We start from the raw sequence: 13,432 nt of genomic DNA on the forward strand, positions 1-13,432 counted from the left end.
ATCGCCGATTGTCAGGATGTTGTCGCCGATCATGCCGCCCGGAAGAACGAAACGATCCCACGCGCCTGTGTCGATAGAGCCTTCGATGATGCCACGACCACCTTGGTCAAGGTAGCCCGCAACAACCAAGATGTCGCCGCCCGCAGATGCGAGTGTGCCAACTTCGGAGGAGTAGTCCGCTTTGCCATCTTCGTGGCTGATGTTGACTGTGATTTCGCCGCCAGCCGCTTCGAATGCGGAAACGAATGCGTCAGCCAAACCTTTGCCGTAGTCGTTGTTTGTATATGTCAGAGCGACAGATTTAATGCCTTCTTCCATAAGAATGTCAGTCATAACCTGACCTTCACGCGCATCAGATGGCGCCGTGCGGAAGAACAAACCATCGTCTTCAGCTGTGGACAACGCAGGGGATGTCGCGGACGGGGATACCATCACGATACCGTTTGCACGTGCCACGTTCTGAAGAACCGCGCCTGTTACACCAGAGCAGTCCGCGCCAACGATTGCGTTCACTTTGTCCGCTGTCACAAGACGCTCAGCCGCAGCTGTTGCCGCTGCAGAATCGATACACGTGGAATCAGCACGAACAGATGTCACAGTTGAGCCGTCCAGCAGCAGACCTGAGTCGGTGACTTCTTTCATTGCCAGCTCTGCACCAGCCGCCATTGGGCCTGTCAGTGATTCAATTGGGCCAGTAAAGCCGTAGATAACGCCAAGTTTGATGTCTTCTGCGAATGCTGCAGAGCACATAAGCGCGGAGACGGCTGTCGCTGTCATTAGTTTTTTCATTGTTTTCCCTCCCTAGGAAATTTCTTGATGCCATCACCATGCATACTCTTTGAGGGCTGGCAAGCGTTCTAGCGTAAACTGCTCTTCAGGATTGCAAAACAATGTGTTGCCGCGCACTCTTGCCCAAGAATGCACTGTTTTGGAAAGCCATAGATATGAGCGAAAGAATAGCCATCGTAACGGGCGCAGCTGGCGGCATGGGACAGGCCTTTGTCCGCGCCCTAATGGCTGATGGGGTTACAGTCGCTGGTCTTGACATCGACCAGAGCGGTTTGACAGAGCTCGCAAATACGCTTGGCGAGCGTTTTTTCCCTGTGCCTGTCGATCTCACGGACGCAGATGCAGTGAAAGACGCATTCGACCTTGTATCAGAGCAGCTCGGTGGCGTGGACATATTGGTGAACAACGCGGGCACCTGCTTTATGTCTGAATTCCCTGATATCCCTCAGGACGAATTCGAACGCCAAATGACGCTCAACTTCTCAACAGCCTTTTATTGCTGTCAAAACGCGGTCCCACTTATGCTGGAACGCGAAGGTGTGAAGAAGATCATCAATATCTCCTCCAACGGCGCTTATAACTTCGATGTCTTCGATCCGCCCCCTTACCGCGCGAGTAAAGCTGCGTTGGATTCGCTGACCAAGGATTTGGCCCGCCGATATGCCCGTGACAAGATTTGTGTAAACTCAATCGCCCCAGCGATGACAGAAACCCCTTTGTTCGGCGTTCTGAGTGATGACGTCTTGGCCAAAGCAATCGCGCAAATGCCGCATGGGCATGCGATGCAGCCTGAACAAATCGCTGGTTGGGTATCCTTCCTCGCGGGGCCGATGGGCGACGTGTCGAGCGGGAATGTCTTTATCCTGAACCAAGGGCGCGACGTGCGTTAAGTGAAGCACTCTGGCGTTTTGCGCAGGGTCGTCCATTGCTCAGGACAATGGCCATAAATTATCTGCGCACCGACGTCCTTCGCAATTTGCATAAGGCGCGCGCCGCTCGCGATTGCTTTGACCTCATCCCATGATCCTTCGAATTTCTCTTCGATTTCCGCGGGCCGCGAAATTGCATCGCTGACCAATAGCATCGGGCCACTTTCCTTTAGATTGATCAGCAAAGCCAATTGTCCCGGCGCATGGCCTGGCACCAAAAGCACCTTGATGTTTGGTCCAAGATCGAAATCCTGATCCACTAAAAGATAGTCTCGGTCCGGCCAATCCATGGGTTGCGCACCGCCCCAATAGAGCGGCTTGGGCAAATCGCGTTCTGCTTTTGAAATCAAAATCGGCGCATTTGGGAAATCTGCAAGGCCGCCCACATGATCGATATGCGTATGCGTGATCAACAACAGATCGATGTCGCCTATCTCTATGCCCGTAAGCGCCAACTGCGCCTTGGGCATTGTATCATGGGACATGTTGAGCACTTTACCAAAGGCGCCAAGCTTATCTTCCGCGCTCGCCGCGTCAGTGTCATCCGCATATTTTGCAGGAAACCCTGTATCGACGAGAATGCGTTCACCTGCGTCCGTCACAATGAGAAATCCGCAAATTCCGATGATGCGCCCATTCGCGTGGACCTGAAACAGGCCAAAATCGAGCACATGCAGCTCGATAGCACGCCCCTTGATGAAACCTGTTGGAACCACGATGCTCTCTCCCAAGATAGGATCAACTTGCTCAGGGGCCGAAATGAAAGTCAAGATTCATACACTGTTCGAATATCTGCTGGAAACGACAGAAGCCGAACCAGAGGCCTTTCTAGGTTTTTCACTTTCGCAATCGCCTGTTCTTGGGGATTTCATAGATGCACTTGATCCAGCGCTTTCGTTGGATTGGAACGGACGTTCGTTCCGCGGTGTGTCTGAGCTGCGCGCACATGTGTTGCGCCAAGCTGGGCTTGAAACGCAATGTTCACTTGATGATGTGTTGATCACCGCCGGCGCGGCAGAGGCCAACTACCTCGCACTGCGACAACTGCTAGAGCAAGGGGATGAAATCATTGTTGAAAAACCCGGCTGGCCGCAGGCGGAAGTCATCGCAAAGGCCGAAGGCGCTGTCATCAAGACAGTCAACCGCGATGAAAACAACGCATGGCAGTTGCCTCTGGATCAGCTCAAAGAGGCTGTCACCCCTAAGACCAAAGTCATATTCTTGACCAATCCAAACAACCCGACAGGACGCCTATTTACGACGGCTGAGCTGCTCGAAATCGTAGACATTGCGCGCTCTGTCGGTGCTTGGTTGATCGTTGATGAGGTCTATGCGGGTTTGGAATGGAACGCAGAACGCGCGCCCTCTATTGCTGGGCTCTACGAGCGCGGCATCACGACAGGCAGTGTGTCCAAGGCGCTTGGCCTTCAGGGCCTGCGTACAGGTTGGATGATCTGCCCTGATCCTGATCTCATCATGGACGCCGTGATCTTGCGCGAAAATTCTAGCGAAATCATGAATATCTTGGGCGAAACGATTGCGGAAATCGCGTTACGCCCAGAACGTTACGCGCCCGCTCTCAGGGTCGCTCGAGCAGAGGGGCGCGCCAATCTTGAAATGCTTGATCATTTTATCGCAGACCAACCGCTCCTGAGCTGGACACCGCCGGACGCAGGGCTCATTGGCTTGGCGCAATTGGCGGATGCATTAGACGGCGACCACCTAGCCAAATCCATGTTAGCCCCCCCTTACCGCACCTTTCTTTTACCAGGGTCTGCATATGACCTTCAGCACCATATTCGCGTCGGTGTCGGCGGCGGGAACGCTGCAAAACTCCCGCTTGCACTCACGCGATTGGCTCGTTTTCTCAGCACGTGCGAGCAAAGCAGCTAAAACGTCAGTCTTAAATTCAATACGCATATGTAGGATTCTTTTTCGCAGCGACACCTATATTAAGTGTTTGATACAACTGCACCAGTTTACGAAAATTCAGGAAAGAGTCTGTAAGTTACGTTGACTCTTGGCCCTACAGCGAAGAGTTTACGGCTAACGCTACCGAAGGTTCTTTCTATGACTCGTTTTTTCATCCTATGCGCCCTTCTCGCTAGCTTGGCGGCCTGTAATGGCACCAACCCGTTTGATGAAGAAGAGGCAACAACCGAAGAAACGACCGACGCAGATGTCGATGAAACGACCGTACCTGACGAAGATGTCACAACTGACAGCGGCGATCCGATTTCTTCTGACCGCACCACATTGCCCGGCACTGCAAATCCTTCGGCGGATGATTCCCTTTTCAGGCGCGAAGCCACGTCTGAAGACAATGGCAATGGTTACGCTGAATCAGTGAGTTACGACGGCGCTACAGATACCTTCAGCGTCGACAACCTCGCCTTTGACGGTGAAGATCCCTACACTGTTGTGCGCGACACTAACGGAGATCGTTTCGGCGTTGGTCCCTTTAGTGTTTTCGAGGCGCCCGCGACTGCTGTCGATGGTCTCACGTCAGGAGACATCACACAGCTAAACTATCGCGCGCTTTACGGCGTTTCCCCAGACGGAAATAGTTCACTTGCGATTGTGCGCACAGGAGCCTTTATCGAATACGGCTTTGGCGGTTTTGTGTATCAGCGCGAAGGTGGCGTTACGCTGCCGACCTCCGGTCAAGCGCTCTACACGGGTGAAGACAACTATGGCGGACTGCGCGATTTCGACGGCCAAGGTGGCTTGGAATACGTAAACGGCGACATCGAAGTCCGCATCGATTTCGACGACTTCAACGAAGGGTCTGGCGTCATTGGCGTCGTGAGCAACCGCCGCGTTTTCGATCTGAATGGTGTTGACGTGACCAATGATATTTTGACGGCATTTGGTGCAGGAACGACTGAACTGCCAATCTTGCGCTTTATTATCGAACCCGGAGTGATCGACAGCAACGGTGAAATTATCGGCACCGTTCAATCTACGAATCCAGCAGATGGCGACGCGTTTGAAGAAGGCAACTATTACGCTGTTCTTTCCGGTGACAATGCGACCACCATCACTGGAATTATCGTGTCGACTGCTGATGACCCGCGCTTTGCCGACGTAACTGTTCGGGAAACAGGTGGCTTCTTCGCTGTTCGTGAGTAAGATTACCCTTTAGCGTTTGTTCTAATTTTTGGAGTTCGCGAATGTTGCGGTTTTCTTTTTCCTTGGTTGTTTTCACATTCGTAGCTTCGATATTTTTGTCAGCTTCAGAAGGAAGTGCGCAATCTCAGCGCGCAGACGTCTCTCCGGCCGAAATGCGTCAAATCGCAGCGAGCGCGATTGTTAACGGTGATCCACGGCTTGGTTACCAGCTCGCCACTGCGCTGCTTAAGCGCGATCCAAATGATACCGAAGCCCTGATCATTCGCGCCCGCGCCGCCCGTGATCTTGGCCGTTTACCCGAAGCGGTCGCAACCGCGCGCCGTGCTTGGGGCAACGCAGACACCTCATCCGAGCGGTTTGGCGCGTCAATGGTCATGGCGCAAGCGCTCTCAACATCCGGTGCTCGAACGCGCGCACAACTTTGGCTGCGCCGCGCGGCCCAAAACGCGCCGAGTGACGAATTCAAGAATATTGCCGTGCGCGATTTTCGCTATGTTCAACGTGTTAACCCTTGGGCGACTGAGTTCAGCTTTTCCGCAGCGCCCAATTCAAACATCAACAACGGCAGTAAATACAGCACGACCCAATTGTTCGATCTGCCGTTTGAATTCCAACTGAGCGGCGCAGCTCAAGCGCTGTCCGGTTTTGAATATTCGCTTGGCGTTGCAACACGTTATCGCCTCGCAGAAAGCAACCGCTCTCAGAATGATCTTATTTTTCAACTAGACCATCGTACATACACTCTAAGCGACGAAGCCAAACAACTTGCGCCGAATGTTGAAGGGGCCGATTTCGAATATTCAACGGCTGGCCTGTCTTATATCAGACGCGGCTTTACAGGGTCCGGCGACAATAAGCCGTATCAATTCGAATTTTCTGCGGGTCGTACATGGTATGGGCGCTCCCCGTTCATGCAATATGCGCGCGTTGGCATCACTCAGAACTTTGTTACCGCACCTGGGCAACTCGTCTTCCTTGGTCTTAACCGCGAATACCAACAATCGATGTCGAACAGAGCAGACGTAGACAGTTGGACAATTCGTACCGGGATGCGCGTAAGTTTGGCCAACCGCGATCGCCTTACGCTCAGCTTGAGCGCGAAAAAGAGTAATTCTGTCGATGCGAACCTAGACTATAATCAGGTTCGTCTGAGCGCTCGCTACTCTGTTTCAAAGCCAATTGCTGGCGTGTCAGTGAATTTTGGTGTCTCGCTCAGTCAGAAAATTCACGACGTCTCGAACTTCACGCGTTTCGGGCGTCAGGATCAAACGGTATCTCTGGACGTAACGGGCGTTTTCAAACAAATCGAATATTTCGGCTTTTCCCCATCGGTGACCGTCAGCGCGCGCAAGACTCAATCCAACGTCGGCCTGTATGAAAGCCAAGGCATTGGGCTGCGCATGGGCATACAATCGTCGTTCTAAAACAACTTTCTTCTTTCACGCGTTAACCACTCGACACCACCCGTTTGACCGCTACTCTTTGCAGTGATTCAACTGGAGGCCAGCATGTCAATAAAATACCTACATACCATGGTTCGTGTGAAAGACTTGGAAGCGTCAATCGCTTTCTTCGAATTGCTCGGTCTAAAAGAAACACGGCGCATAGACGTCGAGCAAGGGCGCTTTACCCTTTTATTTATGGCGCCGCCAGATCAACCGGAGTGCCCTGTTGAGCTGACATATAATTGGGATGGCGATGATGAATTGCCCTCAGATAGTCGCCACTTTGGTCATTTGGCCTATGAGGTCGATGACATTTACGCCACCTGCCAACACCTGATCGACAATGGCGTCACGATGAACCGCCCGCCACGTGATGGGCGCATGGCCTTTGTCCGCTCCCCAGACAATGTATCAATCGAGTTGTTGCAAAAAGATGGGGCGCAGGAACCTGCAGAGCCATGGATTAGCATGGAAAACATCGGCCACTGGTGATCTCACACAGTGCCCTCTTCGGCGCAGTCGGCTTAAGCCTGAGCTGCGCCGGAGCCGCAGAGGCGGCTTGTCGAATAGCTTTGTTGCTTGCGGTGGATGTATCGTCTTCTGTCTCTGACGCTGAATACACGCTGCAACAAAAAGGCCTCGCGCGTGCGCTGATTTCCGAAGATGTCATGCACGCAATTCTTGAGACACAAGCCGGTCATGTAGCTTTCTCAATGTTTGAGTGGAGCGGACGGTATCAACAGAACATCGTTGTCGATTGGACCATCTTTGACAGCCAAGAGGATGTTTTTGCGGTTGCGCAACAAATCGCTAATAGCAAACGTCAATATTTCGAGTTCCCCACGGCTATGGGGTTTTCTTTGGGCTATGGCGCAGGGCTTCTCAAACAGGCCCCACCCTGTGACCGCCGCGTGATGGATGTATCCGGTGACGGGATCAACAATGACGGATTTGGCCCTCAAACAGCCTATCGTCACTTCCCCTTTCAAGATGTCACCGTAAATGGCCTTGTCATTAGTGAAAGTGATCCCAATGTTCAGCTCTTTTATCAAACTGAAGTTCTGAAAGGGCGACAAGCCTTCCTCGAAATCGCAAACGGGTTTGAAGATTTCGAACGCGCTATGACACGAAAGCTCACACGAGAATTGGAAGGGCTTATCCTGTCCAGCATCGACAGATAAACCCAATCCAGTCCTTTAAATGCGCGCTAGTAGATGTAACGAATTTGATCGGTCCAATATCGTTCCATCCGCTTGAGCGCACCGGTGATTTCAATCAAACCTTCTGGCCCAAGCACGCCTTTACCCTGTAGCCCATCCGCGTGCCGTTCAAAAAGATCAGAAACCACATCGCGAATTTCCCGACCACTTGCCGTGAGCTTGACCCGAACAGAGCGGCGATCAATCTCGCAGCGTTGATGATGCATGTAGCCCATATCGACCAGTTTTTTCAGGTTATAACTAACGTTTGACCCCTGATAATAGCCACGCGACTTTAGCTCGCCTGCCGTCACCTCATTGTCGCCAATGTTGAATAACAGCAACGCTTGCACCGCGTTGATTTCGAGCACGTTCACACGCTCGAATTCATCCTTGATCACGTCCAACAAAAGCCGGTGCAATCGCTCCACAAGCGCAAGCGCTTCCAGATACCCCGTGATGAACCCTTTTTCCGCACCCGACCTTGTGTCGGACTGCATTACGCTATGAATACTCATTCTTGTCTCCGCCTAACTGCTCACGGAAACAATGAAACAAATTTGCAAATATTCAGTTAAGTCTCAAAAACCTCTATTATTGAAAGGTTTGAGATATCTCAGCGAGCAAATCTTGAAATTCAGCGGGGGGAGTCGTCTGCCCGGTCACCCAAGAATACAGGTCCTGATCGTTCTCCTGAAGCAGCGCGTCATAGAGCGTGATCTTGCTCTCGCTCATGCCCGCAAGCTCTGAATCTGCATAGGCCGACAGAATGATATCCATCTCCTTAATGCCGCGCCGCATTGAGCGCATCTTGAGACGTTTGATCCGGTTTTCAGCTGTTTCAGTCATTCTTTTTCTTTCAGTGCCGTGCGCAGGCGTTTTTCCAAACGGGCCAGTTGGTCTGCGGATTGGCTGATAGTGACACGCAAATCGCGCATGTCTCGGAAGATCGCAGCCAAATCTTGATCAACTGCGCCCTCTGCCTCGGCTGGTGCGTCCAGACCTTCGCCCTCACCGTTCAGCAACCACATCATTGAGACATTCAAAATGCCTGCCATCATAGACAGTCGGTTGGCGCGTGGTTCGGACAGATCCTGTTCCCAGCCGCGCAATGTGCTGGCTTTCACCCCAAGGCGGCGTGCCATTTGGGCTTGGGTCATGTTTTCCTGCTCACGCGCAGCTGCCAGGCGATCACCGAAGGTGGCAGCGTCGGGGCCATACCATTCCTCGGCGGGCATATCATCCGTCGTCATCGGCTTGGCATTAAGAGCATCGATATCGTCCATTTAGCTATCTCCGGCTTTGCGGGTGCAGAACGCTTGATTGCGCTTCCCGACCATCCTAAGAGGGTCAAGGTCCTTTTACAATTCGGAGCTTCCCATGACCTTCCTTTCTGCGACACTCTCACGCGTCAAGCCGTCCCCGACGATCGCTGTCACGACGAAGGCTCAGGAGCTCAAGGCCGCTGGCCGCGATGTGATTGGCCTTGGTGCGGGCGAGCCCGATTTCGACACGCCACAAAACATCAAGGACGCGGCAATTGCTGCGATCAATGAAGGCAAAACAAAATACACAGCACCCGATGGCATCATCGAGCTGAAGCAAGCAATCTGCGCCAAACTCTTGCGTGACAATGATCTGAGCTATGAGCCCTCACAGGTGTCTATCGCGACGGGCGGCAAGCAAATCCTTTACAATGCCTTGATGGCCACAATGAACCCGGGCGATGAGGTGTTGATCCCTGCCCCTTATTGGGTGAGCTATCCAGACATGGTTCTGCTCGCAGGCGGCGAGCCTAAATTTGTCGCGGCAACAGCCGAAGCAAATTACAAGTTGAGCGCCGAGCAGCTAGAAGCGGCAATCACGCCAAAAACCAAGTGGTTCATTTTCAACTCGCCCTCCAACCCGACAGGTGCTGGATACACGCGTGATGAGCTCAAAGAACTGACGGATGTTCTGATGCGCCACCCACATGTGTGGGTCATGACAGACGACATGTATGAGCATTTGAACTACGATGATTTCGAATTCGCCACGCCTGCGCAGGTTGAGCCTGGCCTTTATGATCGCACATTGACCTGCAATGGCGTGTCCAAAGCCTATGCGATGACAGGCTGGCGCATTGGATATGCGGCGGGCCCAAAGGAATTGATCGGCGCGATGCGCAAGATTCAATCGCAAAGCACGTCAAACCCTTGCTCCATCAGCCAATGGGCCGCGGTAGAGGCCTTGAATGGCCCTCAAGATTATTTGGTTGAGAACAACAAAATGTTTGTGCGTCGCCGTAATCTGGTCGTCGAGATGCTCAGCGCGATCGACGGGGTGACCTGCCCCGTGCCAGAAGGTGCATTCTACGTGTACCCGTCAATCGACGGTCTGATCGGCAAAAAGACCGAAGATGGTACAGTAATTGAAAACGATGAAGTCTTTGCAACTAAGCTTCTGGAAGAAACGGGCGTTGCTGTCGTCTTCGGGGCCGCATTTGGGCTGTCGCCTAACTTCCGTGTGAGCTACGCTACCTCAGATGAGGCACTGACAGAGGCTTGCAGTCGTATCCAAACCTTCTGTGCGTCGTTAGTGAGTTAAACGTTGCAATTAAGGTAGGTCTTAGATGTCTGGTCAACTTCCCGAATTCTATTTTCGTGTCCGTGAAAATGGAGCGCTCGTGTTTCGTGTCGATACGGAAAACCGCCAGCGCAGGATCGAGATGGATCAGATCGCCGCGATCAACATCAAGAACGGTGAAATCAAACCTCAAGGCAACCGCGATTTGAGCGAGGACGAAATAAAGGCCATCCAAGATTGGATGGCCGAGCGTTCCGAGCTTTTGGCACAGCGCGATATCGACGATATTCATCGCGCTGTCGACTACCTTAATTTGACGACCCAATGGGCCCAGTCAAAAGCAAGTGCAGAGCAGCTCGACGATGTGACGGATGATTTGTTGCTGGCGATGCACGATCTACGATCTGTGTTAGTGCGCAAAAAAGCTGATCGTTTGATGAAAGCGAACAGCTAGGTCAAGCGCTAGCCATTTGCGCCGTTAGTTTCACAAACCGACGTCCCATGAGCAGGGCTGCAAAAGCCAGGCCAATCGCCAAACCTACCCAAATCCCAGCTCCGCCAAAATCAAAGATAAATCCTAAAACATAGCTGCAAGGTACACCGATCACCCAGTAGCTAAAGACCGCGATTTGCATGGGAACGCGCGTGTCTTGCAAACCGCGCAGCAACCCCAGTGCCATGACCTGACCCGCATCGACCAACTGGAATATCCCAGCGACGAACAGCAATATGACACCTGCCTGCACGATCACCCCGCGATTGGGTTCCTCGGGATCAAGGAACCAACCAATCAACACTTCCGGGATTAGTACAAAGGCTGCAATCGTCAGGATTGCGAAGACCAAAGACATCAGCGAAATCACCTTGGCCCCGCGCTTCAAATGGGCGACATCTTTGCGGCCCATTGCATTGCCCGCGCGCACGGTTGCAGCGTTCGCCAAGCCTAGATGGATCATGAAGGTCGCGGCCGTAAGGTTTAAGGCGATACCATGTGCAGCAAGCTGGATTTCCCCCAGCCAGCCCATCATCAAAGCGGACGCCGCAAAAAGCCCCGTTTCTGCGAGCATCGTGAACCCAATCGGCACACCGAGTCGCGCCACAAGGAAAAAGGCGTCCCAATCAGGTCGCCATACGCGCGCGAAAATCTGCTGTTCTGGCAAAGCGCGCAATACGTAACCCGCGATCACCACAAAGCTCAAAATTTGCACAAACAAAGACGCGATGGCCGAGCCTTGCAATCCCAGCTCTGGCGCGCCCCAATTTCCGAAAATCAGAGCGTAGTTCAAAAGGGCATTTGTACCTGCCGCGATCAACGTCACCCACAAAACAACCTGCGTTCGTTCAATCGCGGCCAAGTAGGATTTCAATACCATGACGCCAAGCGCCGGCACGATGCCCCACCCCGCGATCCGCAAGTAAGATTGCACATCTGATGCGACCTGTGTGCTTTGACCGAGCAACAGCAGAATAGCTTCGCTAAAGAAAAAGCCCGGCATAATGACCACAGCAAAGACGAAAGACAGCCAAAGCCCCATACGCGTCGTACGGCGCATTTGCAGCTCGTCACTTTCCGCGTATTGGCTCGCAACCAAAGGCATAACCGCCTGCGCAAAACCTGAGCCAAAGATGAACAAAACAAAGAAAAACATGCTCGCCAACGTGACCGCAGCCAAGGCATCAACGGAGTACCATCCAAGCATCAGCGCATCGGTCATGCCGATCGCAAACTGTGCCAGATGGCCACCAACAAGCGGCAACCCAAGCGTCAGGATGGCGCGCACGTGTTGTCGGTGGGGGATGTTCGAAACTGAATCTTGCTGTGTCATTCAGCACTCTTGTCGAATGCGGTATGGCGGGGCAAGACTTTCCTTGTGCGGCCCGCTCGACTTTGTGGAAAAATAACGATTTGATGGACCTGTGTTTTCGAACAGGGTGTCTGATGGCTCAAACATTTACAGATCTTATTCCAACCGCACGTGCGTTTTTTGGTGAACTTTCGCAAAACAATACGCGCGAGTGGTTCAAGGAAAACAAATCACGTTACGACAACGGGCTCAAAGCCTCTGCCCTTGAATTGCTGGACAGCATCGCGCCCAAACTGTCTGATCTGCTTGAACAACCTGTGAATACCAAGCTATTTAGAGCCCATCGCGACGTGCGTTTTTCCAAAGACAAAACGCCCTATTCCTTGCATCTACATATGCTCTGGGCGCCGCAAGGAAATGGTACACAACCCGTGTATTTCTTTGGCATTGCAGAGGACTACGTGACTGCAGGCGCTGGCATCATGGGGTTTGACAAAACGCAACAAGCCGACTGGCGCGCTTGGGTCAGCGAACGTGAGGGCGCGGCTTTTCAAAACAAGATCGACGCGCTCACCTCTCAAGGCGCAAGCCTCAGAGAGCCAGAGTTGAAGCGCGTGCCAAGCCCCTTTGATAAAGACCACCCACAAGCAGATTTATTGCGGCGCAAATCCTTTACGATTTGGAATGAAATTGGCGCAGATGCTAAAAAGGACCTCCCAAAGACGCTCTTTGAGGCGTTCAAGAGTTTTGACGGCCCTATGGAGGATTTGCGCAGTTTTCTGTAAATTTCAGAGAGTGTTAGCGCCAACTTACCCCCGAATTCCGGAAAATTAGCGCGCGTATACTTTGCAAAAATATCGACGTTTTGCCGTGGCGTCGTTGTTGATCCGTTACGAACTTGCGTCATGCTCCCCCAGATAACAAAACTGGGAGTCCAACATGAAACAAGTGCTTACAGCAGCGGCCATGTCGCTGATGATTACCCCCGCTATGGCCGAAAACCGCATCGATACAATCCGACCTGACGCACCTGCATTGTCTGCCTACGGCGATCATGTTGTTGGCGTTCGCACATTTGAGCTCAGCAATCCCGGTCAGATCGACATCGTCAACACGACGGCCGACAACGCCCCGACCTATGATCGTCCTCTGACGGTCGAAGTCTGGTATCCGGCAGCGGCAGGCACGGAAGCTGGCGGCACATATGAGGGCGTCAATCTACGCGCGGCGTCCATTCAGGTCGAACTCGAAGGTCAAGCAGTACGCGATGCGGCCCCCGCGGCCGAGGGAAGCTTCCCGCTTATCGTGATTTCGCACGGCTACCCAGGCAACCGTCATTTGATGGCGCATCTGGGTGAAAACCTTGCCTCCAAGGGCTACGTCACAGTCGCAATTGATCACACAGACAGCACCTATGCAGATCAGAACGCATTCGGTTCTACGCTGCTGAACCGTCCCCTCGATCAGGACTTTGTTGTTGAGACCTTCGGTGATTTCGCTGGCACCTCTCCTGAACTCGCTGCGATCATCGATGGCGATACCGTCGGTGTCATCGGCTATTCCATGGG

General features: G+C 52.8%; 15 protein-coding genes and 1 pseudogene. 10 read left to right on the top strand and 6 right to left on the bottom strand.

Going from position 1 to position 13,432, the window contains the following annotated elements:
- The coding region (locus tag ABJQ89_RS01675) for an ABC transporter substrate-binding protein (protein WP_348494543.1) at window positions 1–789 on the bottom strand (789 nt) is incomplete at its 3' end.
- A 155-nt stretch (window positions 790–944) separates the two neighbouring features.
- Here ABJQ89_RS01675 and ABJQ89_RS01680 point away from each other — a divergent pair.
- Window positions 945–1,679, top strand: coding sequence for an SDR family oxidoreductase (locus ABJQ89_RS01680; RefSeq protein ID WP_348494544.1), 735 nt, complete (start codon window positions 945–947; stop codon window positions 1,677–1,679).
- Here the strand turns inward: ABJQ89_RS01680 and ABJQ89_RS01685 are convergent.
- Window positions 1,676–2,488, bottom strand: coding sequence for an N-acyl homoserine lactonase family protein (locus ABJQ89_RS01685; protein ID WP_348494545.1), 813 nt, complete (start codon window positions 2,486–2,488; stop codon window positions 1,676–1,678). The genes ABJQ89_RS01680 and ABJQ89_RS01685 overlap by 4 nt on opposite strands.
- Here ABJQ89_RS01685 and ABJQ89_RS01690 point away from each other — a divergent pair.
- The 5 genes from ABJQ89_RS01690 (at window position 2,478) to ABJQ89_RS01710 (ending at window position 7,476) form a co-directional block, all read left to right on the top strand.
- On the top strand, window positions 2,478–3,611 hold the full coding sequence (locus ABJQ89_RS01690) for a pyridoxal phosphate-dependent aminotransferase (RefSeq protein WP_348494546.1): 1,134 nt from the start codon (window positions 2,478–2,480) through the stop codon (window positions 3,609–3,611). The genes ABJQ89_RS01685 and ABJQ89_RS01690 overlap by 11 nt on opposite strands.
- A 177-nt stretch (window positions 3,612–3,788) precedes the next feature.
- Complete coding sequence (locus tag ABJQ89_RS01695; protein ID WP_348494547.1) at window positions 3,789–4,850, top strand: hypothetical protein; 1,062 nt, start codon at window positions 3,789–3,791, stop codon at window positions 4,848–4,850.
- A 41-nt stretch (window positions 4,851–4,891) separates the two neighbouring features.
- A complete protein-coding gene (locus ABJQ89_RS01700; RefSeq protein WP_348494548.1) occupies window positions 4,892–6,274 on the top strand; it encodes a tetratricopeptide repeat protein in 1,383 nt (460 codons plus the stop codon).
- A gap of 84 nt (window positions 6,275–6,358) precedes the next feature.
- The gene (locus tag ABJQ89_RS01705; protein WP_348494549.1) at window positions 6,359–6,787 is read left to right on the top strand and encodes a VOC family protein; all 429 of its coding nucleotides are present in this window, start codon (window positions 6,359–6,361) and stop codon (window positions 6,785–6,787) included.
- Complete coding sequence (locus ABJQ89_RS01710) at window positions 6,784–7,476, top strand: DUF1194 domain-containing protein (protein ID WP_348494550.1); 693 nt, start codon at window positions 6,784–6,786, stop codon at window positions 7,474–7,476. Before ABJQ89_RS01705 ends, ABJQ89_RS01710 begins: the two co-directional genes overlap by 4 nt.
- A 26-nt stretch (window positions 7,477–7,502) precedes the next feature.
- On the opposite strand, the gene ABJQ89_RS01715 is transcribed toward ABJQ89_RS01710, so the two are convergent.
- The 3 genes from ABJQ89_RS01715 to ABJQ89_RS01725 all read right to left on the bottom strand — a co-directional run bounded on the left by ABJQ89_RS01715 (window position 7,503) and on the right by ABJQ89_RS01725 (window position 8,780).
- A complete protein-coding gene (locus ABJQ89_RS01715) occupies window positions 7,503–8,012 on the bottom strand; it encodes a winged helix DNA-binding protein (protein ID WP_348494551.1) in 510 nt (169 codons plus the stop codon).
- 76 nt (window positions 8,013–8,088) lie between these two features.
- Window positions 8,089–8,343 carry a succinate dehydrogenase assembly factor 2 gene (locus ABJQ89_RS01720; RefSeq protein ID WP_348494552.1) on the bottom strand — a complete coding sequence of 85 codons (255 nt, stop codon included), beginning with the start codon at window positions 8,341–8,343 and terminating at the stop codon, window positions 8,089–8,091.
- The gene (locus ABJQ89_RS01725; RefSeq protein ID WP_348494553.1) at window positions 8,340–8,780 is read right to left on the bottom strand and encodes a helix-turn-helix transcriptional regulator; all 441 of its coding nucleotides are present in this window, start codon (window positions 8,778–8,780) and stop codon (window positions 8,340–8,342) included. Before ABJQ89_RS01725 ends, ABJQ89_RS01720 begins: the two co-directional genes overlap by 4 nt.
- Before the next feature lie 94 nt (window positions 8,781–8,874).
- On the opposite strand from ABJQ89_RS01725, the gene ABJQ89_RS01730 reads away from it, so the two are divergent.
- Complete coding sequence (locus ABJQ89_RS01730; RefSeq protein ID WP_348494554.1) at window positions 8,875–10,080, top strand: pyridoxal phosphate-dependent aminotransferase; 1,206 nt, start codon at window positions 8,875–8,877, stop codon at window positions 10,078–10,080.
- Window positions 10,081–10,105: 25 nt separating this feature from the next.
- Window positions 10,106–10,513, top strand: a complete 408-nt coding sequence (locus ABJQ89_RS01735) for a hypothetical protein (RefSeq protein WP_348494555.1) — start codon at window positions 10,106–10,108, stop codon at window positions 10,511–10,513.
- Window position 10,514: 1 nt separating this feature from the next.
- Here the strand turns inward: ABJQ89_RS01735 and ABJQ89_RS01740 are convergent, their stop codons facing one another.
- The gene (locus tag ABJQ89_RS01740; RefSeq protein ID WP_348494556.1) at window positions 10,515–11,885 is read right to left on the bottom strand and encodes an MATE family efflux transporter; all 1,371 of its coding nucleotides are present in this window, start codon (window positions 11,883–11,885) and stop codon (window positions 10,515–10,517) included.
- 113 nt (window positions 11,886–11,998) lie between these two features.
- Here ABJQ89_RS01740 and ABJQ89_RS01745 point away from each other — a divergent pair, with 113 nt between their 5' ends.
- Window positions 11,999–12,649 carry a TIGR02453 family protein gene (locus tag ABJQ89_RS01745; protein WP_348494557.1) on the top strand — a complete coding sequence of 217 codons (651 nt, stop codon included), beginning with the start codon at window positions 11,999–12,001 and terminating at the stop codon, window positions 12,647–12,649.
- Between the two features lie 154 nt (window positions 12,650–12,803).
- Window positions 12,804–13,432 (top strand): annotated as a pseudogene (locus ABJQ89_RS01750) (dienelactone hydrolase); the annotation flags it as partial.

Origin of the sequence: Planktotalea sp., assembly GCF_039984035.1 — a bacterium.
Classification (GTDB): domain Bacteria; phylum Pseudomonadota; class Alphaproteobacteria; order Rhodobacterales; family Rhodobacteraceae; genus Planktotalea.